21 protein-coding genes and 2 pseudogenes are annotated in these 26753 nt (G+C 63.9%); 14 read left to right on the plus strand and 9 right to left on the minus strand.

Going from position 1 to position 26753, the window contains the following annotated elements:
- Positions 1–322 precede the first annotated feature (322 nt).
- A pseudogene (locus ACG3SL_RS08055) lies at positions 323–439 on the plus strand (IS110 family transposase); the annotation flags it as partial.
- Between the two features lie 61 nt (positions 440–500).
- A protein-coding gene (locus ACG3SL_RS08060) for an IS3 family transposase (RefSeq protein ID WP_448664616.1) occupies positions 501–1672 on the plus strand; the annotation gives its coding sequence in 2 pieces (ribosomal slippage) (positions 501–765 and positions 765–1672; 1173 coding nt in all).
- A gap of 249 nt (positions 1673–1921) precedes the next feature.
- On the opposite strand, the gene ACG3SL_RS08065 is transcribed toward ACG3SL_RS08060, so the two are convergent.
- On the minus strand, positions 1922–2770 hold the full coding sequence (locus ACG3SL_RS08065) for a class I SAM-dependent methyltransferase (RefSeq protein WP_448664617.1): 849 nt from the start codon (positions 2768–2770) through the stop codon (positions 1922–1924).
- Positions 2767–4959 (minus strand): TonB-dependent receptor, encoded by a 2193-nt coding sequence (locus ACG3SL_RS08070; RefSeq protein WP_448664618.1) that lies wholly within the window; start codon positions 4957–4959, stop codon positions 2767–2769. Before ACG3SL_RS08070 ends, ACG3SL_RS08065 begins: the two co-directional genes overlap by 4 nt.
- 50 nt (positions 4960–5009) lie before the next feature.
- Between ACG3SL_RS08070 and ACG3SL_RS08075 the strand changes: the two genes are divergently transcribed.
- On the plus strand, positions 5010–5924 hold the full coding sequence (locus tag ACG3SL_RS08075; protein ID WP_448664619.1) for a helix-turn-helix domain-containing protein: 915 nt from the start codon (positions 5010–5012) through the stop codon (positions 5922–5924).
- Here the strand turns inward: ACG3SL_RS08075 and acnD are convergent.
- Both acnD and ACG3SL_RS08085 read right to left on the minus strand, forming a co-directional pair.
- Positions 5921–8524, minus strand: a complete 2604-nt coding sequence (acnD, locus tag ACG3SL_RS08080; protein WP_448664620.1) for a Fe/S-dependent 2-methylisocitrate dehydratase AcnD — start codon at positions 8522–8524, stop codon at positions 5921–5923. The genes ACG3SL_RS08075 and acnD overlap by 4 nt on opposite strands.
- Positions 8521–8874: a hypothetical protein gene (locus ACG3SL_RS08085; RefSeq protein ID WP_448664621.1), complete on the minus strand. Its 354-nt coding sequence runs from the start codon at positions 8872–8874 to the stop codon at positions 8521–8523. Before ACG3SL_RS08085 ends, acnD begins: the two co-directional genes overlap by 4 nt.
- A 44-nt stretch (positions 8875–8918) precedes the next feature.
- Here ACG3SL_RS08085 and ACG3SL_RS08090 point away from each other — a divergent pair, with 44 nt between their 5' ends.
- Complete coding sequence (locus ACG3SL_RS08090; RefSeq protein WP_448664622.1) at positions 8919–10319, plus strand: short-chain fatty acyl-CoA regulator family protein; 1401 nt, start codon at positions 8919–8921, stop codon at positions 10317–10319.
- 86 nt (positions 10320–10405) lie between these two features.
- On the opposite strand, the pseudogene ACG3SL_RS08095 reads toward ACG3SL_RS08090, so the two are convergent.
- A pseudogene (locus tag ACG3SL_RS08095) lies at positions 10406–10501 on the minus strand (transposase); the annotation flags it as partial.
- Between the two features lie 7 nt (positions 10502–10508).
- Here ACG3SL_RS08095 and ACG3SL_RS08100 point away from each other — a divergent pair.
- Positions 10509–11084 carry an alpha/beta hydrolase family protein gene (locus ACG3SL_RS08100; protein ID WP_448664623.1) on the plus strand — a complete coding sequence of 192 codons (576 nt, stop codon included), beginning with the start codon at positions 10509–10511 and terminating at the stop codon, positions 11082–11084.
- A 139-nt stretch (positions 11085–11223) separates the two neighbouring features.
- Here ACG3SL_RS08100 and ACG3SL_RS08105 read toward each other — a convergent pair whose 3' ends face one another.
- The 4 genes from ACG3SL_RS08105 to ACG3SL_RS08120 all read right to left on the minus strand — a co-directional run bounded on the left by ACG3SL_RS08105 (position 11224) and on the right by ACG3SL_RS08120 (position 15902).
- The gene (locus tag ACG3SL_RS08105) at positions 11224–11931 is read right to left on the minus strand and encodes a superoxide dismutase (RefSeq protein ID WP_448664624.1); all 708 of its coding nucleotides are present in this window, start codon (positions 11929–11931) and stop codon (positions 11224–11226) included.
- Between the two features lie 76 nt (positions 11932–12007).
- A complete protein-coding gene (locus tag ACG3SL_RS08110) occupies positions 12008–13948 on the minus strand; it encodes a TonB-dependent receptor (RefSeq protein WP_448664625.1) in 1941 nt (646 codons plus the stop codon).
- A 131-nt stretch (positions 13949–14079) separates the two neighbouring features.
- Complete coding sequence (locus tag ACG3SL_RS08115) at positions 14080–14682, minus strand: DUF1826 domain-containing protein (RefSeq protein ID WP_448664626.1); 603 nt, start codon at positions 14680–14682, stop codon at positions 14080–14082.
- The gene (locus tag ACG3SL_RS08120; RefSeq protein WP_448664627.1) at positions 14679–15902 is read right to left on the minus strand and encodes a GTP-binding protein; all 1224 of its coding nucleotides are present in this window, start codon (positions 15900–15902) and stop codon (positions 14679–14681) included. Before ACG3SL_RS08120 ends, ACG3SL_RS08115 begins: the two co-directional genes overlap by 4 nt.
- Positions 15903–15988: 86 nt before the next feature.
- Between ACG3SL_RS08120 and ACG3SL_RS08125 the strand changes: the two genes are divergently transcribed.
- From ACG3SL_RS08125 to ACG3SL_RS08165, 9 genes are all read left to right on the plus strand, one after another.
- A complete protein-coding gene (locus ACG3SL_RS08125; RefSeq protein ID WP_448664628.1) occupies positions 15989–16396 on the plus strand; it encodes a MerC domain-containing protein in 408 nt (135 codons plus the stop codon).
- A 97-nt stretch (positions 16397–16493) separates the two neighbouring features.
- The gene (locus ACG3SL_RS08130) at positions 16494–17651 is read left to right on the plus strand and encodes a CobW family GTP-binding protein (protein WP_448664629.1); all 1158 of its coding nucleotides are present in this window, start codon (positions 16494–16496) and stop codon (positions 17649–17651) included.
- The gene (locus ACG3SL_RS08135; protein WP_448664630.1) at positions 17648–17782 is read left to right on the plus strand and encodes a hypothetical protein; all 135 of its coding nucleotides are present in this window, start codon (positions 17648–17650) and stop codon (positions 17780–17782) included. The genes ACG3SL_RS08130 and ACG3SL_RS08135 overlap by 4 nt, the downstream gene beginning before the upstream one ends.
- 3 nt (positions 17783–17785) lie before the next feature.
- Positions 17786–18277: a Fur family transcriptional regulator gene (locus ACG3SL_RS08140; RefSeq protein WP_448664631.1), complete on the plus strand. Its 492-nt coding sequence runs from the start codon at positions 17786–17788 to the stop codon at positions 18275–18277.
- A gap of 2 nt (positions 18278–18279) precedes the next feature.
- Entirely contained in the window at positions 18280–20406 is a 2127-nt protein-coding gene (locus ACG3SL_RS08145) for a M3 family metallopeptidase (RefSeq protein ID WP_448664632.1), read from the plus strand.
- Positions 20403–21791 (plus strand): alkaline phosphatase PhoX, encoded by a 1389-nt coding sequence (locus ACG3SL_RS08150; protein ID WP_448664633.1) that lies wholly within the window; start codon positions 20403–20405, stop codon positions 21789–21791. Before ACG3SL_RS08145 ends, ACG3SL_RS08150 begins: the two co-directional genes overlap by 4 nt.
- An 11-nt stretch (positions 21792–21802) precedes the next feature.
- The gene (locus tag ACG3SL_RS08155; protein WP_448664634.1) at positions 21803–23578 is read left to right on the plus strand and encodes a M14 family metallopeptidase; all 1776 of its coding nucleotides are present in this window, start codon (positions 21803–21805) and stop codon (positions 23576–23578) included.
- 249 nt (positions 23579–23827) lie between these two features.
- Positions 23828–24211 (plus strand): TonB-dependent receptor plug domain-containing protein, encoded by a 384-nt coding sequence (locus ACG3SL_RS08160; RefSeq protein WP_448664635.1) that lies wholly within the window; start codon positions 23828–23830, stop codon positions 24209–24211.
- Positions 24212–24282: 71 nt separating this feature from the next.
- Positions 24283–26736, plus strand: coding sequence for a TonB-dependent receptor plug domain-containing protein (locus ACG3SL_RS08165; RefSeq protein WP_448664636.1), 2454 nt, complete (start codon positions 24283–24285; stop codon positions 26734–26736).
- Positions 26737–26753: the final 17 nt, after the last annotated feature.

Raw genomic sequence — 26753 nt, forward strand, 5'->3', positions numbered from 1 at the left:
CGCGCTCCCCTGCGTCAAGATGCTATCGCAAGTCAATCGCAAAAGAGCCGTCCTCATTTGGCGCGATGCAAACGACAGGTCCTGATGGAGTCAGACGAGGCTGCACGTCCGACGTTGGGGAGCCATGCTGCCGGTCAGCTCAATCGAACGCGAATGGCGCGTTTCGGCAAAAGCGGCCCTGCTGGCGCGGGCTTTGGAATGACGCATGTTGGGTCGGGAACTGCCCGTCTGCAAAGCGCCTCAATCCCGTTGGAGTGGACGCCCCCTGACGGCATCAATGTGCCAGAGTGGAGGTGTTGAAGCACCACTGCAGGAGGCGTCCATGGATGAGGTTAGCACAGTCGGTATCGATCTGGCCAAGTCGGTTTTCCAGGTGCACGGCGCCGATCGAAGCGGCGCGGTCTTGATCCGCAAGAAGCTGCGGCGGGATCAACTTCTGAGGTGGTCCCGGAAAACTGGACAGGTTGCTAAGCTAATCCCGACGTGAGGAACGAACGGGAATGAAGACGACGAGGAAGCGCTACAGCGCAGATTTCAAGGCGAAAGTGGCCCTGGAGGCGATCCGTGGCGATATGACGCTGGCGGAACTGGCGGCGAAGCATGGCATCCACCACACGATGATCGCGGCGTGGAAGCGTCAGGCGATCGAAGGGATGTCGGCGACGTTCTCCGGTGCCGGCGAGGCGGCCAGGGCGGCGAGCGACGCGGAGGTGGACAAGCTGCACGCGAAGATCGGGCAGTTACTGGTGGAGCGGGATTTTTTAGCGAAGGCCTCCGGTCGATGAGCGTGGCACGGAGGCGGGAGTGGATCGACCCTGCTCACCACTGCTTGTCGATCGCGGCGCAATGCCGTCTGCTGTCGATCAGCCGGTCGAGCTACTGTTACGCGCCAGTGCCGGAGACCGAAGAGAGGCTGGCGCTGATGGGGGTGATCGATGCGGCGTTCCTCGACATGCCGTGGTACGGCAGCCGCCAGATGGTCCGGCATTTGCGCCGCAATGGCCATGATGTTGGACGACGACGGGTGCGGCGGCTGATGGCGAAGATGGGGCTGTCGCCGATCTACCAGCGGCCGCGCACGAGCGATCCGCACCCGCAGCACAGGGTCTATCCCTATCTGCTGCGCAAGCTGGCGATCGAGCGACCGAACCACGTCTGGTGCGCGGACGTGACATATATCCCGATGCGCCGGGGCTTCCTGTATCTGGTCGCGATCATGGACTGGGCGACGCGCAAGGTGCTGGCCTGGCGGCTGTCGAACACCATGGACGCGGGCTTCTGCGTCGCGGCGCTGGAGGAAGCGCTTGCGCGCTTCGGAAGGCCTGAGATCTTCAATACCGATCAGGGCAGCCAGTTTACCAGCTTCGCCTTCACGAGCGTGCTGCGCGACGCCGAGGTACGGATCAGCATGGATGGCCGGGGTCGGTGGATGGACAATGTGTTCATCGAGCGCCTGTGGCGCTCCCTCAAATATGAGTGCGTGTATCTGCACGCGTTCGAGACCGGCTCGGAGCTGCGCGCTGGCCTTGGCCGGTGGATCACCTATTACAATCACCAGCGACCCCACTCGGGGCTAGCCGGGCGAACGCCGGCGGAAGCCTATGGGTGGATCGGCGCTTCAGATCATGGGGGGTATACCCCCCATGATCTGATGACCAGAATGGCGGCGTGATCGACAACCCGGATTAGCTTAGCTCAGCCGTAAAACTGTCCAAATAGGCGGGACCACCTCATAGCGCCATCGGCAACAAGACGCCGATATCGCTGGTGAACCAGTCAGCGGCACATGGCCCGCCGCTGCCGGCAGATGCTGGATGAACGCCAGCCGAGTGGTCCAAGAACGGGTAGCGGCTCATCAAACCGGTGGACTCTCGTTATGACTGCGGGACCAGCGGGGGGGCAGGTCACCAGGCTGTCCCGCTCATTCGGTTCCATATTCAAAGCGTGCACAGCTGTATATGGGGCACCCTCTCATAATGATCCGGTAGACGATGGCCGCGATGCGCGATGCCGTTCCACTGCGCGCCGCAACATCATAGCTTTCCGCAAGCTCCAACCCCTGCGCCATGGCGGTGATATCATCGGGTCGACGTACACCCCACTGGAAACGCGCCTGCGTTCTGGATACGCTGGGATGGCGGTGCGACTGATGAACCATCAACGGGGAGGCCAGATCCAACGCGAGTGTCATACGGGACTGACGTGCCGATGCAGCCTCGGTCAGGCCTCGCAACCAAGCGATTGCTTCCTGAGGCTTTAAATACATGGACACACCCTCGGCCATCACGAGTGTTGCGCGCTCCTTGTCCCAGGGGACAGCCTGTGCCCAAGTCAAAACCGCCGTACCATCGGCAGCGAGGTTGCGCACGCGCTCAAGGCGCGGCACAAGCCTGTCGCGCAACGCCTTCACCTCAGGGAAGTCGATGTCGATCCAGTCGACACCGGCAGGCGGGCCTATCCGATTGGCCCGCGTATCAAGGCCGGACCCAATGGAGATGACCAGACCATCGGGCTGCGCTTCAACAAACTGGCGCGCAATGCCGTCGAACCACTGAGCGCGCACGATCGTCCCCCGCATGCTTGCGCGATCGTCGCAGAAGCGCGCGGGGTCGAAATCCAGCATAGCCCCGACCTGCCCCGCAGCGGGATCGACAAAGCCCAGATCGGCGTTTTGCGAATGCGCGACAAGGCGCGCGGCTAACGTAATAAGCAGAGTCTCAGGAACACCGGAAAGGGCTGTGCTCACGCGGTCCATTTCAGATGCGCTCATAGCTTCCATCCGAACTCAACCCCGCCCTGCCGCGACCGGCCAATCGGTGAGTACCAATTGCCATCATTGCCGAAGGCCAGGTTCCGGAACGCAAGGCCAGTGCCTCGGCGTACGTCAGTGAGATTTTCGACGAACAAGCGCAGGCTCCAGCGCTCGGTTTCATAGCCAGCCTGCAAACCCAGCGTCTGCGTGGCCGGTTGCATGGCGCGACCGAGACTTTCGAGCGATTCCCTACCCGTGAACGCTATCTCCGCTCGTCCAAAAATGCCACTGGGCGCCTGGTAGCGGACTGCAAGATAGCCATCATAGGTTGGGACAAGCTTCACCCGCTTGCCTCGCGCATTGGTCGTCGCATCGATCTGGAGATCGCGATATCTGGCGTCGGAAAGTCCGAAATTAGCGGTCAGCGTGAGGCCCCTCGTCGGCTCCGCGGAGGCTTCCAATTCAAAGCCCTTGCTATCGATCGACGCATCTGAGCCGATATAGTCAGATGAGATGATACGGCCCGCCGCATCGGTGGCGACCTGTATCTCCTGCCAATTGTTCGACCGGATATAGAAGGCAGCGCCCGCCAACCTCAATCGCCCGTCTTCGGACTGCCATTTGAACCCCGCCTCTCTGCTCCACATCGTTTCGGAGCTGAAGCGTAGGACATCATCGGTCAGTTGGGCCTGTGCAGCGGTGAGATTGAAGCCTCCCGGAATGTAGCCCTTGGCCGCATTGGCATAAATGGTGAGTTGCGGTGACACCTTGTACCGTACAAAAACGCGCGGCAGCACCGCTTCGAAATCGCCTGACAAGGAAGCATCGCGGTAGATAAACAGATTACCGCCACCCAGATCGATCTGTCCGGCATTTTGCTGGGCCGAGCGATGCGCATGATCGTAGCGCACACCAGCGCTTAGCGTCAGCGCCGGAAGATGAACGGGCGACCAGCTGGCCGAAGCAAAGGCCCCCCAGTCCCGCGCTTGCGCATATTGCCGTGGTGAGGGTCTATAGGAAGCGAGCGTCCCGGGGCCGACAAAGGTCGTCTGGAAGCGCTCATCCTCCTGCCGGTAGTGCGTGACGCCTAGGATATAATTGAACGGCTCGCTCACGGGAGACGCGAAGCGGAGCTCGAAGTTCCAGAAATCCTTGTCCTTGTAATCCTGACCCGCGGCGGTCGGAAGCGCCGTGAAGTCGAAATCAAGCCCCTTGGCGTCTGTCTTGAGCCGCCGGTAGGACATGGCGGCATCAAGTGTACCGTAGCCAAGCCGGTGGCTCGCGCTGACGCCGAGCACAGTTTCACGCTCGTCGGTCCGCTTGGGAGCATCATTGATATAAGTGAAACGCCCAGCCTTGCGTCCTGCGTTGAACAGATCCGCATAGCTCTGGTTATAACGGTCAACGTCGAGCGGGAGATACTCCTGATCGAAGACGCCAGGCGCCCGCGTGTTTAGAATATAGGCGGTCGCATTCACGGTCAGCCGATCGTTCGGCTCCCATTTGAGGCGCCCCTGCAGGAATGTTTCGCCGATACGACCTTCGGGCTGACCTCGCTGCATATTGCGCAGGAAGCTGTCTGCTTGTGATAATTTGAAAGCGACCGATCCGGTGAGGCGGCCACCTGCGAGCGGTCCGCCGACGAAGCCGTCGACCGTTCCCCCTGCGCCGCCGCTGAAGAGTGTTCCCGTGGCGCGCGCCTCGGCAACGAGATGGTTAGTCGGCGCACGTGTATTGATAACGATGAGGCCGGACTCGCTGTTGGCCCCGTAAAGCGTTGCCTGAGGCCCGCGCAGCACCTCCACGGATTCCACCTGATTGAGAACGGCGTTGGACAGCTCACGAAAGGGAATTCCGTCAATATAGACGGCGGCGCGATTGACGATGAATGGATTGGACTCAATGCCGCGGATCGAAATGAATGTGCTGCCAAGCTGACCGCTTTCGTTGAACTGCACATTGGGCACCACCGCATCCAACTGGCGCACATCCCTGATACGCGCCTGATTCAGCGCTTCGCGATTGATGACTGTAACGGACACGTCAGCATCCTGCAGGCGCGTTTCCCGGCGCGTGCCAGTGACGATGATTTCGCCTGGCTTGGCTTGGTCTTCCCCTTGTCCTGTTGTGGTCTGGGCGCGGGCGGGGTGTGCCAAGCCAGCGGACAAAGCAAGAATCGATACGATGAAACGGGATGATGGCCGCATGTTTGGACAATCTTATTGAGAATGATTCTCGTGCCGTGTAACAACATATCATGAGCGCGCCACTCCGATCCGAGACAGACTGCTCCGAAACAGGAATTAATCGCTGTCCGCAGGCAGACCGTGCGCGCATTGAGCATCATCTCGGCAAAAGCGGTCGCATAGAGACCTGCCAGGATGGATCGGCGCTGCTGATAACGAAGGACTATCCGAGTTTCGAAGGCGCTATCCACAACGGCCCCTTCCTTCGTCTGGCTCTGGCCACCGGATCTTCGACAAGGCTCGTCCAACATGTGGACGGCGCAAAACTTGAGGGCGTGTGGCGCTCGGGCAGCCTGACAATCAGCCCACCCAACGCGAAAGGCATCGCGCAGACAGGCAGCATTTCGGTAATTGGACTTGCCGTGTTACCGTTGGATGCATCGCCCCCGGCTGATGACAGCGGTTTTGATTTGGACCATGTCACAGGTCTTGCCGGCCATTTTCACGACGATGCGATATTGGTGTCGATCATCACCGCCCTGCACTACGGCGCCCTCGCCCACGGGGCATCCACCGCCTTTTTCGACCATGGCAAGTCACTTATTCTGAGGCGTCTGTCGGAGCTCAGGGGCTTCAAGGCCACGGTCCGAAATATCCATCCCCTGTCGGACACTCGCTTTGGCCGCCTTGTGCAATATGTCGAAGACCGCCTGTCTTATGACCTCTCTGTCTCGGAGATGGCGGAGATCGTCGGCCTCGACAGCAGCGGCTTCTCACGTGCGCTGCAGGCACGAACGGGCCTCACACCCTATGCATGGCTCACACAGCGCCGGATGCGGCGAGCGATGATGCAGCTGCGCGCAGGAATCTCCGTCACGGAAATCGCGGCTGCGTTGAGCTACGCCAATCCAGGGAAATTCTCCTCAGCCTTCAAGCGTATCACCGGACATTCGCCATCTGTATGGCGAAAAAATTTGGATCTTTAGTTCCGCCCACGTTGCAGCACGCCGCCGGCTTCGTAGATCGAGACTTCCTCGGCGGTATCGAGGCGGCAGATCACCGGAACCTGGGTGACGAAGCCATTTTTGCGCCGGATAACCAGCGTAAGAACGGCGCGCGGCTTGCGTTCGCCGATCACGTCGTAGGTCTCGGTGCCCTCGAGGCCGAGATTTAGGCGGGTCGCGCCCGATGTGAACTCCAGCGGTAGCACGCCCATGCCGATCAGATTGGTGCGATGGATGCGCTCGAAACCCTCGGCCGCAATCGCCTCGACCCCGGCGAGCCGTACGCCCTTGGCCGCCTTGGCCGCCCAGTCGCGCGACGAACCCTGGCCATAATCGGCGCCGGCGATGATGATTAGCGGTTGCCGGCGATCGGAATAGGTCTCGATCGCTTCCCACATCCGCATCACCACGCCATCGGGCTCGACCCGGGCCAGCGATCCCTTCTTCACCGCGCCGTCGACCACCGCCATTTCGTTGACCAGCTGCGGATTGGCGAAGGTGGCGCGCATCGCGGTCAGATGGTCGCCGCGGTGGGTGGCGTAGGAGTTATAATCCTCCTCCGGCACGCCCATCCGCGTCAGATATTCGCCCGATGCCGAGTTCGGCAGGATGGCGTTGGACGGCGACAAATGATCGGTGGTGATATTGTCCGGGAGGATCGCCAGCGGCCGCATGCCCTTGAGCGTCCGCGGATTGGCCGCAAGCGCACCGACGCCCCGCGTGTCCCAATAAGGCGGGCGACGGATATAGGTGGATTGCGGCCGCCAGTCGTAGAGCGGGCTGATCTTCTCGGCAGCAACGCGGCGCACGCCGAACATCGGTTCATAGACCTGGCGGAACTGCTCCGGCTTCACCGCCGACGCGACGATCGCGTCAATCTCTTCGTCGGACGGCCAGATATCCTTGAGGCGGATTTCCTTGCCATCGACGACGCCGAGCACATCCTGCTCGATATCGAAGCGGATCGTGCCCGCAATCGCATAGGCGACCACCAGCGGCGGCGAGGCCAGGAAGGCCTGCTTGGCATAGGGATGGATGCGCCCGTCGAAATTGCGGTTCCCGGACAGGACGGCGGTGGCATAGAGATCGCGGTCGATGATCTCCTGCTGGATCGCCGGATCGAGCGCGCCGGACATGCCGTTGCAGGTCGTGCAGGCAAAGGCGACGATGCCGAAGCCGAGCTGCTCCAGCTCACTCAGCAAGCCGCCCTCTTCAAGATACAGCCGCGCGACCTTCGATCCCGGCGCGAACGAACTCTTCACCCAGGACTTGCGCGTCAAGCCCAGCGCATTGGCCTTCTGCGCCAGCAGCGCGGCGGCCACGACATTGCGCGGGTTCGATGTGTTGGTGCAGCTGGTGATCGCGGCGATGATGACCGCGCCATCGGGCAACAGCCCCTCACGCTCCTCGGCCTGCGCCTTGTCGAGATCGACGGCGATCCCGCGCTCACCCAGCGCCGAAGTGGGCAGGCGGCGATGCGGATTGGACGGCCCGGCCATGTTGCGCACGACGCTCGACAGGTCGAACTCCAGCACGCGCTCATACTTCGCGGTCTTCAGCGCATCGGCCCACAGGCCGGTCGTCTTCGCATAATTCTCGACCAACGCGACCTGCTCCGGCTCGCGGCCGGTGATCCTGAGATAGTCGATCGTCTGCTGGTCTATGTAGAACATCGCGGCGGTCGCGCCGTACTCGGGGCACATGTTCGAGATGGTCGCGCGGTCGCCGATGGTCAGGCTGTCCGCGCCGTCGCCGAAGAACTCCAGCCACGCGCCGACGACACGTTCCTTCCGCAGGAACTCGGTCAGCGCCAGCACAATATCGGTGGCGGTGATTCCCGGCATGCGCTGTCCGGCGAGCTTCACGCCGACAATGTCCGGCAGGCGCATCATCGAAGCGCGGCCGAGCATCACCGTCTCCGCCTCCAGCCCGCCCACGCCGATCGCGATCACGCCGAGCGCATCGACATGCGGCGTATGGCTGTCGGTGCCGACACAGGTGTCAGGGAATGCGATGCCATCGCGGCTCTGGATGACGGGCGACATCTTCTCCAGGTTGATCTGGTGCATGATGCCGTTGCCGGCCGGGATCACATCGACATTCTCGAATGCGCGCTTGGTCCATTCGATGAAATGGAAGCGGTCCTCGTTGCGCCGGTCCTCAATCGCGCGGTTCTTGGCGAAGGCCTGGGGATCCTGGCCGCCATGCTCGACCGACAGGCTGTGATCGACGATCAACTGAGTCGGCACCACTGGATTGACCTTGGCGGGATCGCCGCCCTGGTCGGCAATCGCGTCGCGCAGGCCCGCCAGATCAACCAGCGCGGTTTGACCCAAAATATCGTGGCAGACGACGCGGGCGGGATACCATGGGAAGTCGAGACCGCGCTTGCGGTCGGCGATCTGCAGAAGCGCGTCGCTCAGCAGCGCCGGACCGCAGCGGCGAACCAGCTGCTCAGCCAGAACGCGCGAGACATAGGGGAGCGTGTCGTAAGCGCCGGGGCGCAACGCCTCGATCGCGGCGCGCGTATCGAAATAGTCGAGCGCGGTGCCGGCCAACGGCTTGCGATGGGCGCTATTCATGTTGTCGGGCCGTCCGTGATGCAGGAGAAGGTGAACCGGCCCGAAGCGGCAATGCGCTCCCGGCCGCAAGTGTCGCGCGCCATCGCATAGGCCGCGATTGTCGTGCAGCCGGGTTGCTGACGCACGGACCATGCCTCGAAGGTCAGATCGCCTTCGCACGATCCAATCTCGATCGCGTCGCAACCGGCGAGCACCAGTCCGTCACCAAGCGCGATCCACGCACGCGCGGTTGCGGCCTCAACAACACGGTTGAGCAGGTCGGCACCTTGCGGAAGAGCGCTTGCTAACATATTCGCATAATCCGCACGCCGACGTTTTTTTGGAAGAACTAAAAGGGCGAACGCCTGCAAACACGCGCTTGCAACTTAGCAAATTTTGCGAAGATCGGACGAATATGCGCAAGACGTTCATGGGTGTGCGGTTGCGGCGCTTGCGCGAGGAACGCAGGCTCAAGCAGGTCGAACTGGCACAGGCGCTCGGCATCTCGCCCAGCTACCTCAACCAGCTTGAGCAGAATCAGCGTCCGCTCACCGTGACGATCCTGCTCAAGCTCAATTCAGTCTTCGGCATCGACGTTCAGCTTTTCTCGGACGACGAGGAAGCCCGACTGATCACCGATATGCGCGACGCCATCGCCGAAGGCGGCGAGAGCGTATCGGTCGCGGAACTGCGCGAGCTGGCCGCGAACATGCCGGCGGTCGGACGCACGCTGATCGGGCTGCACCGCCGCTATCGCGATGCGATCGAGCGTGGCGATGCCATGGCCGCCGAACTGGGCGATGAATGGACGACCGGTGGGCGCAGCCGCCAGCCATTCGAGCAGGTCCGCGACTTCTTCTACGCCCAGCACAATCATGTTGAGCTGCTCGACGAGGCGGCGGAGCGCATCTACCGGGACGCGGGTCTGACGCCGCGAAATATCCATGCCGGCATCGCCGCCTGGCTGAAGCGCAAGCACAACGTCGAGATCGTCCTGGACGATACGGCATCGGTGCAGCGACGCTTCGATCCGGTCTCCCGCGTCTTCCATCTTTCGGCGGCGCTGACACCCGGGCAGCAGGCGTTCCAGATGGCGACGCAACTTGCCTTTCTCGAACTGGACGATGCGATCGGTCGCCTGACCGACAACGCCATCCTCGCCGATGGAGAGGCCAGCCGCCTCGCGCGTATCGGCCTGGCGAACTATTTCGCAGGCGCACTGTTGCTGCCTTATGGCGATTTTCTCGCCGCAGCCGAAGGCGAACGCTATGATATCGAGCGCCTTGGCCAGCGTTTTGGCGTTGGCTTCGAGACGGTGTGCCACCGCCTTTCCACCCTGCAACGCCCCGGCGCGCATGGGGTGCCGTTCTTCTTCGTGCGCGTCGATCGCGCCGGCAACATCTCCAAGCGCCAGTCGGCCACCAACTTCCACTTCTCGCGGGTCGGCGGCACCTGTCCGCTATGGAAAGTCTATGAGGCGTTCGCCCAGCCCAACCGCGTCCTTCGCCAGATCGCGCAAATGCCCGATGGCCGCACCTATCTGTGGATCGCGCGCGCCGTGACCAGCGGCGGCGATGGCTTCGGCGATCCCGGCAAGACTTTCGCGATCGGACTGGGCTGCGACATCCGGCATGCCGGGCAACTGGTCTATGCACGCGGCCTGGATATCGCCGATCCGTCCGCCGCCACGCCGATCGGCGCGGGCTGCAAGGTGTGCGAGCGCCCTGCCTGTCCGCAACGCGCATTCCCGCCGATCGGGCGCACTGTGACGATCGACGAGAATATGGCCGTGCCGGTTCCCTATCCTGTCACCTGACCGGAGCTTTCCAAATCCGCGGCGCGCCACGATGCAAGCATGGCGGGGTGTCGCCGCCAGCGCGGCGATCGTCTCGACGGCATAGGTGGCGACCGAGATCGGATGCGCGTGCCGTCCAGCGCGATCCCACCGCCGGGCACGATCATGTGCACATGCGGGTGGTGTGTGAGCGCTGATCCCCAGCCAAGTATGGACGGAGGCGACGTCTCCGACGTTCTTGCCATGCTCGACCTGGTCGATCGGCTCCCGGGCGCGGACCCGCGCCGGATTGGCATGTGGGGCGTAAGCCGCGGCGGTTTCGTAACCTATGGCACGTTGGCACGAACCGATCGCATAGCGGCCGCCGCTATCATTGCAGGTCCGACGGACCTGGTGAATGCGCGACGACGCGCCGAGTTCGACCGGTTCATCTACTCGCACGTGATCCGCGATTATTCTAACGACAAAGCGGGTGCGCTCGCCCGGCTGTCCCCCCTCCGCTGGGCGCAGCGCCTGTCATCCAAAACGCCGGTCTTGCTTTTGCATGGCGGAGACGATCCGCGCGTCGAGCCTGGCGACACCCTTCGCATGGCGCAGGCGCTTCAGCAGCTTCAGCGACCCTACCGGATGAAACTGTACGAAGGCGGCACGCACGATCTGATCGGCGATTGGGCGGATGTCCGGCAAGAGATGGACCGCTGGCTCGACCGTTATGTCCGCGATCACGTCACCGCACCACTGAACGGCGTTACAGCATTGTCTGCGGAAGAAACCGGAATGGAGTAGACACGACAGCCCAAATCTCCGGAGATAAAGCCTGGCGGGACTCGAATGCTCTCACCGCCCCTGCCGGAGGCGGCAGAATTGCGCTGTAAACGGCGCGGCGACTCCACCACAGGTGTAGACCGTTCACAGCGCCACTGCCCTACTTCCGCGCCGTCGCTTGTGCGAAACGCCGCGACACCTCGGGCCAGTTCACCACCTGCCACCATCCGTCGAGATAGTCGGCGCGCCGGTTCTGATATTTGAGGTAATAGGCGTGTTCCCACACGTCATTGCCAAGGATCGGAATACCCTTGGTTTCGGCGACGTCCATCAGCGGATTGTCCTGGTTGGGCGTCGAGGTAATGGCAAGCTTGCCGTCGTCGGCGACGATCAGCCAGACCCAGCCCGAACCGAAGCGCTTGACACCCGCATCCTTGAACGCCGCCTTGAAGGCGTCGAACGAACCGAAACTGGCGTCGATCGCCGCCGCGAGCGCGGACGAAGGAGCGCCGCTCTGCCCGGCGGGCGCCATCGTTTTCCAGAAGAAGCTGTGGTTCCAATGCCCGCCGGCATTGTTGCGAACCAGCGTCGGCAACGTTCCCGCCTTGGCGACCAGTTGTTCGAGCGACTGGCCGGCAAGCGCCTTGTCTGCGGCGACCGCTTTGTTCAGCACATCGACATAGGCTTGGTGATGCTTGTCGTGGTGGATCGTCATCGTCTGCGCATCGATCGCCGGTTCCAGCGCGTTCGCGGCATAGGGCAGCGCCGGTAGGGTGAAGGCGGCGGGCGCGGGTGCGGTTTGCGCAAACACGACGCCAGGGGAAACGGCGGCACTCGCGAGAGCCAGGCAGAGGGAAAACCGCTTCATTTGCTTCTCCTTGAGGAAGGCTTTGGGTCATTGATCCAACCAGAACGCTTGCGCAGCGCGCAGGGCATTGGCGCACTCAAAAAAATGCCTTTCCGCTCAAGCGTAGCTGCCGCGGTTCAACGGAGCGGCTATGGATACCCTTCACGCCACCGAGTGGCTCGCCCTTGAGACGGGAGGCATAGAAATAGTCGGCATCGGCCCGCTTCGTGTCGAGCAGGTTGAGAAGGTCGGCGGCGAGTTCGAACCGCTCGAAATGCCTGGCGAGCCGCAGATTGACGACGGTTGTCGCCGGACCGCGTGCGCTGTTGTCCTCGATCAGCGGACGCGCGCCGACATGCCGAATCCGGACGGCGCTTTCCCAGCCGTCCTTGCTGGTCGCGGTGAGCCCGAGCGAGCCTGCGGCCTCAAGCGCGTTCGGAATTCGGTCCTGCCCCGGCGCATCGACGAACCGGGCATGGTTGGTCGCATAGAGCGCATCGATCGCCAGCCACGAGGTCGGGCGGACGAGCATTGTCCCCTCCCAGCCACGCCGACGGCTCGGCCCGGACGGCTCGACGGTCCCGTCGTCACCCGAATACACCAACTCGCTGCCCGAACGCGTCCACCAGTGCGCCAGCGTGAACACGACCGGGCCGCGCTCGACCCGAGCGCCCAGCTCATAGGCGGTGCCGCGCACCAATGCAGGAGTGGCATCGCTTTTGGAAAGGACCCCGCGCGCATCATTGGAATGAAAGCCCTGGCCGTAATTGGCAAAGAGCTCGACCTGCGGCATCGCCTTCCACGCGGCGCTCAGCTTGGGCGTCACGATCTTCGCACTGGTGCTGTTGTCGGGGGTCGTTCCGTCGCGACCCCGGATACTGAAGCGATAATGATCGATCCTGCCGCCCCCCGAGACGGTCAGCGCATCGACCGGCCGCCAGCGCAGCTCGGCATAGCCGGCCAGCGATGTCTTGCGGGCGTCCGCCAGGCTGGCCGTGGCGATGCGCTGCCCCGCCGCGGTCTTGTAGCGCGCGAGGTCGTCGATCCGGTCGCTCCGCGCATCGGCCCCCAGGCTCAGCTGCCAGCGCTCTGCGAGCGGCACGCGCCGTTGCAGCATCAGCCCATAGGTCCAGCGGTCCTCCGCCTGTTCCAGCTCATCGCCGCGGAGCGGATCGTTGAGAAAGAAGGTGAAGTTGGACAGCAGCGCGAAGCGATAATGCTGGGCATACAGGCTAGCCGAGAAACGATCGCCTTCCAGCCCCAGCGTCGCGATCTGGCGCTGCGTCATGCCGCGAAGATGGGGGTCGAGCGTGCCGAACCGGTCCGGCACGACGGTGCCGATCGCGCGCACCGGAATCTGCTCGGTCGGCTGCCAGCGCGCATCATAGATGGACAGGCTGGCCCGCAGCTTCCCCCAGCCGGTTTCGGCCGAATATTTGGCGAAGCCCGCATAATGCCGCAGCCGCTCGGGCAACTGCCACGGGCCGTTGTTCGCAACGAAGTCTCCCGCCAGAAGCAGGTCGCCGCCAGCCAGCGGTGTCGAGGCCATGGCGGCCGACCGGCGATAGCCATAGCTCCCGCCCTCGATCGTCAGCGAGGGTCGGTCGACCCGGTCCAGCGTGCGCATCGCGGCGGCGGCGACCAGGGAAAAGTCGCCGTCCTGCGCGAAATAGGGCCCTTTGCGATAGTCGATGCGATCGATCGTCTCGGGGATCAGGCCGTTCAGATCGAGATAGCCCTGACCGTGCGCATGGGTCGGCAGGTTCATCGGCACGCCATCGAGCGAGATGCTGAAATCGGTGCCGTGATCGAGATTATAGCCTCGGATGAAATATTGCGCCGCCTTGCCGCCGCCCGAATGCTGAACCGCGATCAGCCCCGGCACCGCTTCGGCGAGCTCGCTGGTGCGCAACAGCGGCCGGGACCGAATGTCATCGCCCGAGATCGCGCCGACGCTCGACGAGATGTATCGACCGATCCGGGGTTCGCTGCGGCCTGTGACAACGATCTCGTCGCTGTCGTCCGCGTCCGCTTCCACTGCTTCGGGTTGGGCAACCGGTGCCGGAGCCTGTGGCACCGCCGCGGCGATGCCTGGGCCCGCCAGCCCACACAACGCAAGCAGCGCTATGGCACGCCTGCCCGGCATTGCTGCGTGTAGCCCGGTCGAAATCACTCAGCTTCGCCCTCGACCAACGGATTGAGGGCGAACAGTAAGCGGGTTTCACCGGTTGCGGCGATGGGTGGGGAGCGGTGCAGAATCATCGGCTCCTCCGCCCATAGCCGTCCCTTGAACACCCCCACCTCCCCTGTACGAAGCTCCCGGATCTCTGCTTCGGCACCCGCGTGGATCCATTGGGTACCCGGACCGACCAGCGGCATCAGCAGCCGGGCGGTTACATTGTCGGTGTGAAAGCGCCGGCAGGCGTCGGTCTGCACGACTTCAAGCCGGAGTCTCAAGAGCGCGCAGCCCATGATCGCGCTGAAGCAAGTGCAAAGCGCTACCAGCTCTTCGGCAAGCGCCGCGCCGGCCGCCTCGGCATATCCAGCCGCTGCGACAAGCTCCGAAAAGTCCGCCGCCAGCGCCTCGACCGCAACGGTCGCATCGATATCGTCGATGGTCTCCCAATCGATCGCCTGCAAGTCCGTCAATGCGCCCGGCAGCGGGCGTGTCCACACGGCAAGATGTACGTCCGGCTCGACGATTCGGCGCAGGACTTCGGGGCTTTCACTAGTAACGACAGTGTCGTTGCGGACAACCGCAGCCACGGTCATTCCGCCGCCTCGCGTTCCGGCTCCCAGCGCGGGAAGGGATCGCGCAGGCCCATCCATAATTCGGGCGTGAGCGCCTTTACCGGCAACAGGCAGGCGTCGAGACGATGGCGGATCTGGACCTCATCCATGCCGATGCCGATGAACACCAGTTCCTGCCGGCGATCTCCCCAGACCGAATCCCAATGCTGCGCCACGAACCGTTCGAACCGGTCGTCGTTGGGCCAATCGCGCTTCGGGATCGAACCCCACCAGCGCCCCATCCGCGACGTCATCGTCTGCGCCCCGGCGACGGCCAGCTCCCCCACCCAGTCCGGCCGTGTCGCCAGCCAGAAATGCCCTTTGGCGCGCACGACATTGTCGAGTCCGCCGTCCGTCAGGAAAGCGTGGAGCTTCACGGGATCAAACGGTTCCCGCGCCCGATAGACGAAGCTCTCTATGCCATATTCCTCCGTCTCGGGCTGGTGGCTGGCATAGCCATAGAGCTCCTTCGCCCAGAGCGGATGCTGCGCGGCCTTCTCCTCGTCGAAAAGGCCGGTATCGAGCATCGCTACGAGCGGCGCCCTGCCCTGATCGCAGGTGACGATCCGCGCGTCGGCGTTGAGCGAGGCGACCAGCTTCTTGACGGTCGCGAGTTGCTCGGGCGAGACTGCGCTCGCCTTGTTGATGAGGACGACATCGGCGAATTCGATCTGTTCGACCAGCAGCCCGACCAGGCTGCGCGTATCGTCCTCGCCCAGGCTCTCGCCGCGATCGGCCAAGAAATCCTGGCTCGAATAATCGGCGAGCAGATTGAGCGCATCGACGACCGTCACCATCGCGTCCAATCGAGCTACGTCGCCGAGGCAGTTGCCCTCTTCGTCGCGGAAGGAGAATGTCGTCGCAACCGGCAGCGGCTCGGAAATGCCGGTGCTTTCGATCACCAGACTGTCGAACCGGCCCGCCTCCGCCAACGCGCGCACCTCTTTCAGCAAGTCGTCGCGCAGGGTGCAGCAGATACAGCCATTGGTCATTTCGACCAGGCTCTCCTCACTGCGCGCCAGCGCCGCCTCGCCGCCGCGGACGAGATCGGCGTCGATATTCACTTCCGACATGTCGTTGACGATCACGGCGACGCGCCGACCTTCGCGGTTGGCGAGGATGTGATTGAGCGTGGTGGTCTTGCCCGCGCCGAGAAAGCCCGAAAGCACGGTGACAGGGAGGCGGCGATCTTCAGCCCGCATAAAGGCTCCTTGACTTGTAGGATATGGTATATCATCTCTCGTTAGTTGCTCGGATGGCGCATGTCCAGAGCTCAACGGAGAGCGGGATGGCTGTGACTGCAAGACGACGAGAGATTTACGACGGCATGGCGATCGGCGCTTCCATCCTGTGCCTGATCCATTGCCTGCTGCTGCCGCTGCTGATCGTCCTGGTACCGACGCTCGCGGCGTTTCTGGCGGTGCCGGAGTCCTTTCACCTCTGGGCGCTCGCCTTCGCCGTGCCCTCCAGCGTGGGCGCGCTCGGCACGGGCTATCGCCGCCATCACGAGCTCAGGCCAATCGTGATCGTTATCCCCGGTATCGTCCTCCTTTCAGTCGGCGCGATCGCCGCCTCGTCCGAGTGGATGGAGACCGCGTTGACCGTGCCGGGCGCGCTGCTTCTCGCGATCGGCCATGCCGTCAATTGGCGCGCCATGCGCCATGCGGGATCGCCAGCGGGAGAGCATGCGATATGACCCCACCCTTTCTCCGGACCTGGGGCGAGCAGCATCTCGGTCGCGTGCACGCATGGTTCGATCAGGCCCGAGCGGAACGGACCGATGGAGCCGCAGCATGAGCAAATTGTTCGCCGGGCCGCAATCGCTGATCCCGGTATCGGTGCTCACCGGGTTCCTCGGCAGCGGCAAGACCACCCTGCTCAACCATCTGGTCCATGCGCCCGAGATGCGCCGCGCGCTGGTCATCATCAACGAATTCGGCGCCATCAGCCTCGACCACGACCTGATTGCCCGATCGACCGACGATCTGGTCGTGGAAATGATGGGCGGCTGCCTGTGCTGCACCATCCGGGGTGACCTGCTGCGGACCTTGCGCGATGCACCCTGGCGTTTCGCGCGCGACGGGACATGCTGGTTCGACCGGGTGGTCATCGAAACGACCGGCCTCGCCGATCCCGCGCCGATCCTGCACACGCTGATGACCGACAACCATCTGGCCACGCTCTACCGGCTCGACGGTGTGATCGCGACGGTCGATGCCGCCACGGGCATGGCGACGCTCGATGCGCAGGAGGAAGCGATCAAGCAGGCGGCGATGGCGGATCGCATCCTGCTGACCAAGACCGATCTCGCTGCTCCGGAAGCGCGCGCCGCGATCGAGCGGCGGCTGCGCGCGATCAATCCCGCCGCGCCGATCATTCCGGTCCTGCAGGGTGCGGTCGATCCGGCCTCGCTCTTCGATGCCGGCCTTTATGACCCCGCGTCGAAGACCAACGACGTCCGGCGCTGGCTTCAGGCCGAAGCTTATGAAGTCGGCCATCACGGGCATGGCCACGGTCATGGGCATGGTCACCCGCATCCTCACCATCATGACGTGAACCGGCACGATGATCATATCCACGCCACCTGCCTGACGTTCGACGAACCGCTCGACGCGGAGGGGTTCGAGCGCTGGCTCGACATTCTCACCCTGTTCAAGGGTCCGGACATCCTGCGCGTGAAAGGGATCGTCAATCTTGCGGGCGAGCCAAGGCCCGTCGTCATTCACGGGGTGCAACACATATTCCACCCGCCGGTGCTGCTCGACGCCTGGCCTTCCGAGGATCGGCGCACTCGGCTGGTCTTCATCACACGCGATATCCGTGCGGAAGAGTTGCGAGAGACACTGATGCTGTTGACGAGCGGCATCAAGCGATACGGCCTCGCGGGCTTCGTCGAAGACCTGCTCAATGAGCGTGCGCCAGCCCTGGCGCCAAACCGGGCAGGCGCATGACGATTTATGCGACCCGCGATCCGGTCGAGCCGGGCGACGCTCGCCCCGTCTGGCATGGCCGCATCGAGAGCGGGTCCGCATTTGATGCGGATGCCATCTCTGCGGGTCTGTCCAATCCGCCGAAGCTCTGATCGATGTGGCCTCGTCCTCAGTGCCGGCGAAAGGGCTGCCCACAGCAAGCTGTCCCCCTGCGCCGATCCCGCGAGGACATTGACGCGCTCGTCAGCGATATTCTTGCCCGGTCGAACGCGCCAATCAGTGCCTATGACATCGCCCATCGCTCAGTGAGCGCCGGCACCCCCCTCGTCCCCAACCAGGTCTATCGAACGCTCGCGCGGCTGATGGAGCAGGGACTGGTTCTGCGCCTGGAGTCGCTGGCGGCCTATATGCTCAAGGCGGAGCGATTCGATTGCTGCCTGATCTGCGATCAATGTCACGCGGTACAGCTCCTATCGACCCCGGAGTTGGCCATGCGCCTGCGCGCATGCGCGCAGGCGCATGGATTTACCGTCTCGCAGACGATCATCGAAACGCACGGACGCTGCGCGGACTGTGCCTCCGCCCCGCGGCGGACCGACGATCGGAATGCCGTGCCTTCCTTCCCAACACCCCCCGGTGGAGTTTGACCATGCGATCCCGCTTGCTTGCCTGTACGGCCATCATCACCATGCTGACATCCCCCCTCCCCCTCGCCGCCGCTTCGCCGGCTGCAAACGCCACGGCCGACACGTCTGCCAATCCGCTGCTCGGCGCATGGACCACGCCCGATGGCGTACCGCCCTATGACCGGATTCGGCCCGAGCATTACGAGCCGGCGTTCGACCAGGAAATCGCCGCCGCGCGTGCGGACTATCGCCGCATTGCCGATAACCCCGCCGCGCCGAGCTTCGCCAATACGATCGAGGCGATGGAAGGCGCCGGACGTCCGCTGGCGCGTGTTTCCAGCGCATTCTTCAATGTGGCCTCGGCCGACGCGACCGACGCGATCCAGAAGATCGAGGAAAGCGTCACACCCAAGCTGACACGCCTTAGCAGCGAGACCTTTCTCGATCAGAAGCTGTTCGCCCGCATCGACCGGCTGTGGAAGGCGCGCGACACGCTCGGCCTAACGCCCGAACAGGCTCGGCTGCTGAACGAAACGCACAAGAACTTCGTGCGCGCCGGCGCCGCCCTCAATCCCGCGCAGCGCACGCGCATTGCCACGATCAACCAGGAACTGGCGACGCTCGGCGTGGCGTTCGGCCAGAAGCTGCTGGCCGACCAGAAGGCAAGCAGCGTGATGCTGAGCGCCGCCGAAGTCGCCGGGCTGCCCGAGGATCAGCGCAGCGCAGCCGCCACCGCGGCCAAAGCGGCGGGACGCGATGGCGGTTTCCTCTTTCCGGCGACACGCTCCGCCGCCGAACCCCTCCTTACTGCCGCGCCCAATCGCGCTGCACGCGAGAAGATCTGGCGCGCCTTCGTCATGCGGGGCGACAATGGCAATGCCAACGACACCAATGCGATCATCGCCCGGCTGGTCGCGCTCCGGATCGAGCGGGCGAAGCTGTTGGGGGCCGACAGCCATGCCGCCTTCGTGCTGGAAGACCAGATGGCCAAGACCCCGGCGGCCGCGACCGACCTTTTGATGATGGTCTATCGCCCGGCGCTGGCTCGCGCCAAGGAGGAGTTGCGCGACATCGCGGCGCAAGCCGCGAAGGACGGCGTTGCGAAGGTCGAGCCGTGGGACTGGCGCTATTATGCCGAGCAGGTGCGCAAGGAACGCTTCGCGCTCGATGAAGGGGCGGTGAAACAATATCTGCCGCTCGACGGCATGGTCGCCGCGCTGTTCGACACGACCAACAAGCTCTACGGCATCACCGCGCAGGAGCGGACGGACATTCCCGTCTATGCCGATGGCGTGCGCGTATGGGAGTTGCGCGAAGCCGACGGGCGTCGGATCGGGCTCTTCTATGCCGACTGGTTCGCCCGGCCGACCAAGCGACCGGGCGCTTGGATGAACAGCCTGCGCGACGAAAACAGCCTGTTCGGCGAGCAGGCGATCGTCGTCAACAACCAGAACATCGTCCCTCCCGCACCCGGCCAGCCCGCGCTCATCTCGGTGGATGAAGCCCGGACGCTGTTCCACGAGTTCGGCCACGGGCTGCACGGCCTGCTCAGCAAGGTGCGCTACCCTAGTCTGTCGGGGACGGCCGTCTCGCGCGACTTCGTCGAGTTCCCCAGCCAAGTCTATGAACATTGGGCGACGGCGCCGGAAACCCTGCGCAACTATGCCCGCAACGCCGCGGGCGAGCCGATGCCCGAGCAGATGCTCCAGGCATTGCTCAAATCGCAGACCTTCAACCAGGGCTATCTGACCGTCCAGCAACTCTCCTCGGCGATCCTCGACATGCGCCTGCATTCGCTGACCAGCCTGCCGGCCGACTTCGACGCTCGCGCCTGGGAAGCAGGGCAGTTGAAGGATCTCGGCGTACCGCAGGAAATCGGCATGCGGCATCGCCTCGCCCATTTCAGCCATATCTTCGATGGCGGATATTCGGCCGGCTATTATGCCTATACCTGGGCCGAAGTCATGGATGCCGATGGTTTCGAGGCGTTCAAGGAGGCGGGCAATATCTATGATCCGGCCCTCGCCGCGAAGCTGCGCCGCGAGGTTCTCGAACGCGGTAATACGCGTGACCCGGCGGACAGCTACACGGCCTTTCGCGGTCGCATGCCGACCGCCGATGCCCTCCTTCGCAACCGAGGACTGAAATGACGATCGATTTATCTGCGACGACCGACGGTATCCCAATGAACCGCCGCCGCTTCGGATTGGGCATGGCGGCGGCGCTGGGCGGCCTGGCGGTTGCGGGTTGTGCCCAGCGGACCGGCGCCCTGATCGCGGCGGGTGCGGCATCCCCCGGCTACGGGCCCACCGTGCCCGACCCGGCGGGTCTGCTCGATCTGCCCGCGGGTTTTTCCTATCGCGTCGTCTCTCAATTCGGCGAAGCGATGAGCGACGGCTATGTCGTACCCGACCGCGCCGACGGCATGGGCTGCCTTGCCCTGCCCGGCGGCCGTCACGCGCTGGTGCGCAACCACGAACTGCCGGTCAACCGGATCGCGGACGGCGCGCTGCGCGGGGCCAAGGCTGACATTGCCGCGTTCGACCGGTTGCCCGACGGCCGCGCCCTGCCCGGCGGCACGACCACCATCGTCATCGACGATGCGAGCGGCCGCGTTCTGTCCCAGCATCTGAGCCTCGCCGGGACGATCCGCAATTGCGCGGGTGGCATCACGCCATGGGGAAGCTGGCTGAGCTGCGAAGAGGATGTGACGCGCGCAGGCAATGGCGTCGGCCAGGATCATGGCTGGGTCTTTGAAGTGCCCGCCGCCGCGCGCGGCCTCGTTGATCCGCGACCGATCCGCGCGATGGGGCGGTTCAATCATGAAGCGGCGGCGGTCGATCCGCGCACCGGCATCGTCTATATGACCGAGGATCGCGACGATGGCCTGCTCTATCGCTATCTGCCCGAACGGCGTGGGCAACTCGCTGCGGGCGGACGGCTCCAGGCCTTGGCGCTGCCCGATCCCGCGCGCACCGACAGCCGCAACTGGACGGGCGCCGATGTGGCCGAAGGCGAATGGCTGGCCGCCCGCTGGGTCGATCTCGACGGCACCGACGCGCCCGACGACGATCTGCGGCTGCGCGGCCATCGCGGCGGCGCGCTGCGCTTCGCGCGGGGCGAAGGCATTCATTGGGGCGATGACGAGTTGTTCTTCTGCTGCACATCGGGCGGTGCGGCGAAACTGGGTCAGATCATGCGGCTGCGACCGGGCACGCCGGACGGCGGGCGCGCAACCAACCGCCTCCAGCTCTTCGTCGAATCGCACGGCAAGGCGATGCTCGACTTCGGCGATAATCTGACCGTCGCCCCGACCGGCCATCTGATCGTCTGCGAGGACCAATATACCGAGGTCGTCGCCAACCGCCTGATCGGCGTGACGCCGGCGGGTGCCACCTATGTGCTCGGCGCCCTCACGGCACAGACCGAGCTTGCCGGTGCCTGCTTCTCGCCCGATGGCAGCACCCTCTATGTCAACGCCTATAGTCCTGCCAAAACGCTGGCGATCACCGGGCCATGGCGGAAAGTCTTGTAATGGGAACGTTGATGCTGCGAGCCTTGCCACTTACCCTCTTCCTTGCGGCGATGCCCGCGCTCGCGCAGGATATCGAGGCGCCGCTGCCACCCCTCGTCCCTTGGTCCGGGGCGAGCGAACGGCTGATCGCCGCGCCCGACGACCCCTGGATCACGCCGGCCGAACGAGCGAACTTCGTCGATACGCCCGATTATGCCGCGACCCGCGCCTGGCTCGACCGGCTGGTCGCCTCCGCCCCCAAGTTTCTCTCGATCCAGAGTTTCGGCAGGACAGCGCAAGGCCGCGACCTCTATTATGTGCGCGCGAGCAAGGGCGGAACGGGCAAGCCCGTACTGCTGGTCCAGGCCGGCATCCACTCCGGCGAAATCGACGGCAAGGACGCGGGCCTCATGCTGCTGCGCGACATCGCGCACCGCGGCAAGCTTGGCCTGCTCGACCGGGTCGAGCTGGTATTCGTGCCCATCTTCAACGCCGACGGACATGAGCGTGCCAGCCCCTGGAACCGACCGAACCAGCGCGGCCCGCGCGCGATGGGCTGGCGCACCACGGCGCAGAACCTCAACCTCAATCGCGATTATCTGAAGGCGGACGCGCCGGAGATGCAGGCGATGATCGGACTGATCGACCGGCTCGATCCCGCGCTGTATCTCGATCTGCACGTGACCGACGGCACCGATCATCAATATGATGTCGCTTATGCCTTTTCCGGATGGCGCGGGCTTTATGCCCAGTCCCCCGCGATCGGGCGCTGGCTCGATACGCGGCTTCGCCCGGCTATGGATGCGGCCCTCCGGCGCGCCGGACACACGCCCGGCTATTATGTCAGTTCGGTCGACAACCGCGATCCCGACAAGGGCGTCAGCCATGATCCCGACACGCCCCGATTCTCGACCGGCTATGGCGACGTTCGCCACGTGCCGACGGTTCTGATCGAGACGCACTCGCTCAAGCCCTATCGGCAGCGCGTGCTCGGCACCTATGTGTTCGTCGAGGAGGCGCTTCGGCTGGTCGGCGCCGAAGGCGGAGGCATCCGCGACGCCATCAACGCGGATCGCGCCACGCGCCCCGCCAGCATGGTTGTCTCCTGGAAGGCCATCAAAGAGCCCATCTATACAGTCGATTTCCTCAGCATCGCGCATGAAACCTATCGCTCGCCCGCTTCAGGGCGCGACGAGATCCGCTGGCTGGGCAAGCCGGTGACCGTGAAAATGCCGGTGTTCGGGGTCCAGCCAGACCGGTCGGTGACCTTGCCGAAAGCGTGGTGGGTGCCCGCCACCGCTCCGGATGTGATCGCGCGCCTGAAGCTCCACGGCGTCCGCTTCGAGACCATCAATGCGCCGCGGCGGATCGCGCTCGACATGGTCCGAATTACTGATCCCAAGCTCGGCACAGCGAGCGAGGGGCATGTTCCGCTGGCTGCAGGCGGCTTCGTGCACGGCATTCGGACCGAGACCTTCCCGGCGGGTTCGGTGCGCGTCGCTTCCGACCAGCCGCTCGGGCTGCTGGCGGCCGCGCTGCTCGAACCGGAAAGCGCGGACAGCGTCCTTGCCTGGAACTTCTTCCCCGGCATGCTCCAGCGCACCGAGTATATCGAAGCCTATGCGATCGCCCCCCTTGCCGAGCGGATGTTGGCGGAGAAACCGGACCTCAAGCGCGCGTTCGAAGCCAAGCTCGCCGCCGATCCCAAATTCGCCGCCGATGGGAACGCACGGCTCGCCTGGTTCTACGACCGTACGCCCTATTTTGATGAGCGATACCTTCTCTATCCGATCGGTCGCGAGCAGTAGCTGGTGCGCGCTCCTTGCGGCCGGGCCGAAGGCCGCTACTAGAGATCGACCGAGCGGACCGGACACCCACTGGCCGCTCGCCAACTCGCCCAAGCCAGCGAAAAGGCAGGACTGTGAGAGGTCCTCAAGTGCGAACCGGGTCCGCGCTAGCATTTGTCATTATCGCAACGCTCAAATTCATTGCGCAGCGCAAAATCCGGCCATAAGAGAGACGATATATTATATCGCGTAGTTTCAAGGGGGGAAATCTTGAATCGGGTATCTATCTGCGCCGGCCTGGTCTCGGGCCTGTCGGTGTCGGGCACGCCTGCTCTGGTGCAGACCGTGCTTGAGATGGACCAGCGCCGCTCCGACATCATCGTCGCCGCCATTCGCGAGGACGATCGCTGTGCGCCTGCGGAGGCGACCCTCGCCGGCAAGAGCCCCACCCCGCTGATCGAGATTCCGCAGTCCGTCAATATCGTGACGCGAAAGCAGACCGAGGATCGCAACCTCTTCACGATCGGCGACGCGATTCAGACGGTCGCCGGCGTCACCGTAATGCCGTTCGACGGGTCCAATCCCGTCTATCGCGCGCGGCTTCGCGCTCGACATACCTATGACGGGCCGGACTCGCGTCGCCAACCCGGCTGACATCACGCTGACTGGCCAAGTCAGCCGCCGGTCATGAAATGGTATATCGTCTTATAAATTGGGGGATGATCTTGCGATTTTCTAGCATCGGCTACTTCGCCATTTTCGCGTCCGTCGCGCCCGTCGCGGCGCAGGAAGTTCCGCCCGCTCCGAAAACGGAGGCTATCCCGGATGGTGGGGAGAACCCCGCCGACGTGGCCCCGGCCCCGCCCGCGAACGATATCGTGGTCACCGGCTCGCTGATCCGTGGGCTTCCACGAGAGTTCGTCGCCAGCCCGGTCTTTTCCTATGGCCGGGGCGACATCGTCCGATCGGGCGCCGGCTCGGTGTCGGAGTATATGCTGTCCATCCCGCAGAACTTCACCGGCGATCTGAGCGATTTCGGCAGCTCCGCGTCGAGCATCGGAAGTACCCTCGGCAGCGGCACGACCAACAATCAATATGACGGGTTCGCCAGCTTTGCCCTGCGTGGCTTGGCCTCCGACGCCACGCTGACGCTGCTGAACGGCCGCCGCATAGCATCGGTCGGCATGGTCGAAGCACCGACGGTATCCGTCATTCCCTCTGCGCTGATCGAGCGGATCGACATCATTTCCGATGGTGCATCCGCCACCTACGGTGCCGATGCAGTGGCGGGGGTAGTCAATATCGTCACGCGCAAGCCGAAAAACGGTCTCGAACTGCGCGTGCGCGGCGCGACCACGACCGAGACGGGGTCGAAGAATTGGGAAGCCAGCGCGCTTGCCGGGCATAGCTGGGCGAGCGGCAGCGTCTACGGCATGGCGATGTACCAGAAGCGATCCGCATTCATCGAAGATCCGATCGTCGCCAGCAACACAAGGCTGCAGATCACCCAACTTCCCGACGAAGAGATTAGCGGCTTCTACGGCGGCGTGCGCCAGGAGGCCGGAAACTTCAGCGTATCGATCGATGCGTCGCGATTTCAGCGCGACCGAAGTGCGATCCGGAACTACCCGGATTTTCCGCGATACAACCGGCTCTACAAAACGCGCACCACAGGCTATTCGATCAATGGCAATACCCATTGGCAGGGGAACGGCGCGACCTCGATCGATCTGAACGTCGACTATGGCCAAAATCGCACCAACAGCAGCCTGTTCAGCGGCGTGCCGCCCTACAGCCCGACCAGCACGAAATATGAATATCGCAACACGCTGTTCGTCGCCGAACTGAGCGGCCAGACCGAAGTTGCGACACTTCCCGCGGGGCCGGCGCTGGTCGCCGGCGGCCTCCAATACCGCGTCGAGACGCTTCGCACCGATGCAAAGATCTTCTTCAACCGCAACGGGGGGACCCGCAAGGCAAAGTCGGCGTTCGGCGAAGTCAGCATGCCGATCGTCGGACCTGACCAGGGCGTGCCGCTGGTGCGATCGCTCACCCTGTCCGTCGCCGCCCGATATGAGGATCTCGGCTTCGACGACGCGCTTGCCCCCAAAGTCGGGCTGCGCTGGCAGGTGGATCGCTCGATCGCGCTGCGCGGCACCTATGCCCGCTCCTTCCTGGTGCCGCGGTTCCGCGACACGATCGGCATCGCCGAACAGGTCTCGTTCTGGAACTACCCCTATGCCTTCCTCAACCCGGCCGATCAGAATCCCGCGCTTCCCGCTGGCAACGCGCTGGTGATGTTCCGGGCTGGCTCGAACCCTGATCTGAAGACGCAAAAAGCCGATACCTTCACCCTCGGCGTCGATCTCACGCCGACCTTCATCCCCGGCCTCTCGATCAAGGCTGGATATTACCGGATCAAGATTTCCGACCGGGTCGTCACGCCGTCGCAGGACGATAGCGTGTCGTCCCCCGACCTTCAGGTCTTCAACACCCGCAATCCAACCCGCGCCCAGATCGATAGCATCGTCAACAATCCCACGGTGTTCCGCTGGTTCACCGCGGACATCCCGTTCGTAAACGGCGGGGTGGACGCGATCTACAGCAGCGCCAGCGAGATCCCGGGGGCGCTCCTGTCGCAGGTCCAGGCGATCGCCGACATCCGGTCGCAGAATTTCGCGGTGGAAACCACCGACGGCATCGATCTCGATCTCGCATATCGAACCAACCTGCTGGGCGGCGATGCGAGCGTTCACCTGACCGGCCAATATATCCTCGACCTCAGCCTCAAGGCTGCGGGCGGGACCGCCATATCGCGTCTCGACGGCTATGCGCAGGCCGCCGACCTCCGGCTCAACGGCACCTTCATCTGGGGGCGCGGCGGCTTTTCCGGCGGCACCGTCGTCAACTATGTCGACGGCTTCACCGATAACCGTGCTGGCAGGGCGACCCGCAAGATCAGCGCGTACACAACTGCCTCGCTGTTTCTTGGCTTCGATCTGGGCCGGCTGACATCGTCGCCCTGGCTCGCCAACAGCGAAGTACAGTTGGTGGTCGCCAACGTCTTCGACCAGCGCCCGCCCACTATCGTCGACGCAGTGCTGGGCTTCGATCCCTACAATAATCCCCCCAATCCGCGCACGGTTGGCCTGTTGCTCACCAAGCGCTTCGGTCGATAGATCGGATCGAGATACCG

The organism is Sphingomonas degradans (assembly GCF_053502645.1).

Coding starts and splice junctions, on each gene's coding strand:
- acnD (WP_448664620.1), bottom strand. CDS start 8,524: ATGAATAGCGCCCATCGCAAGCCGTTGGCCGGCACCGCGCTCGACTAT.
- ACG3SL_RS08090 (WP_448664622.1), top strand. CDS start 8,919: ATGCGCAAGACGTTCATGGGTGTGCGGTTGCGGCGCTTGCGCGAGGAA.
- ACG3SL_RS08105 (WP_448664624.1), bottom strand. CDS start 11,931: ATGAAGCGGTTTTCCCTCTGCCTGGCTCTCGCGAGTGCCGCCGTTTCC.
- ACG3SL_RS08155 (WP_448664634.1), top strand. CDS start 21,803: ATGCTGCGAGCCTTGCCACTTACCCTCTTCCTTGCGGCGATGCCCGCG.
- ACG3SL_RS08070 (WP_448664618.1), bottom strand. CDS start 4,959: ATGCGGCCATCATCCCGTTTCATCGTATCGATTCTTGCTTTGTCCGCT.
- ACG3SL_RS08145 (WP_448664632.1), top strand. CDS start 18,280: ATGCGATCCCGCTTGCTTGCCTGTACGGCCATCATCACCATGCTGACA.
- ACG3SL_RS08140 (WP_448664631.1), top strand. CDS start 17,786: ATGTGGCCTCGTCCTCAGTGCCGGCGAAAGGGCTGCCCACAGCAAGCT.
- ACG3SL_RS08125 (WP_448664628.1), top strand. CDS start 15,989: ATGGCTGTGACTGCAAGACGACGAGAGATTTACGACGGCATGGCGATC.
- ACG3SL_RS08130 (WP_448664629.1), top strand. CDS start 16,494: ATGAGCAAATTGTTCGCCGGGCCGCAATCGCTGATCCCGGTATCGGTG.
- ACG3SL_RS08120 (WP_448664627.1), bottom strand. CDS start 15,902: ATGCGGGCTGAAGATCGCCGCCTCCCTGTCACCGTGCTTTCGGGCTTT.
- ACG3SL_RS08065 (WP_448664617.1), bottom strand. CDS start 2,770: ATGAGCGCATCTGAAATGGACCGCGTGAGCACAGCCCTTTCCGGTGTT.
- ACG3SL_RS08100 (WP_448664623.1), top strand. CDS start 10,509: ATGGACGGAGGCGACGTCTCCGACGTTCTTGCCATGCTCGACCTGGTC.
- ACG3SL_RS08115 (WP_448664626.1), bottom strand. CDS start 14,682: ATGACCGTGGCTGCGGTTGTCCGCAACGACACTGTCGTTACTAGTGAA.
- ACG3SL_RS08075 (WP_448664619.1), top strand. CDS start 5,010: ATGAGCGCGCCACTCCGATCCGAGACAGACTGCTCCGAAACAGGAATT.
- ACG3SL_RS08135 (WP_448664630.1), top strand. CDS start 17,648: ATGACGATTTATGCGACCCGCGATCCGGTCGAGCCGGGCGACGCTCGC.
- ACG3SL_RS08150 (WP_448664633.1), top strand. CDS start 20,403: ATGACGATCGATTTATCTGCGACGACCGACGGTATCCCAATGAACCGC.